The 430-nt window shown below is 45.6% G+C and carries 1 protein-coding gene; it reads left to right on the top strand.

Annotation, left to right across the window (positions count from 1 at the left end; all coding sequences use genetic code 11):
- Window positions 1-44 precede the first annotated feature (44 nt).
- Window positions 45-430: hypothetical protein (locus B5P42_RS32430; RefSeq protein ID WP_220089430.1), on the top strand; the 386-nt coding region annotated here is incomplete at its 3' end.

Genomic DNA, 430 nt, shown 5'->3' with positions numbered 1-430 from the left:
TATCGGAAAAGGGGGTCTCGTTCGATCACAATTAATGCGGCAGAATGATATCGGAAAAGGGTGTCTCGTTCGATCCCAATTTCGTTTCTTCCCTGAGCGAATTACCGTCACCGATCACTGCTGGCGATCTGCAACAATTACTATGTGGACTTAATTGGATGCGCTCAACTATCCCAAGGTTCTCGGAGCTGGTGGATCCACTTCAACAACTGCTGTTGACAGCGTCCCGCTCGATCGACAGTTTACAGAAATCACAACTACAGAAGGTCACATTGAAGACTTTGGGCTGGAACCAATCTCATGACAAGTGTTTCGCTCAAATCAAATCCACATTGCAGAACCTGGTGACTATGGCCCACATCAACGATGGATATTTACTGTGTGTATTTCCAGATGCATCAAAAGATTTTTGGGGAATTCTGCTGACACA

Origin of the sequence: Bacillus sp. SRB_331 (assembly GCF_003264175.1) — a bacterium.
Lineage (GTDB): Bacteria > Bacillota > Bacilli > Bacillales > Bacillaceae_G > Bacillus_A > Bacillus_A mycoides.
This window is presented reverse-complemented; position numbering and strand designations above follow the sequence as displayed.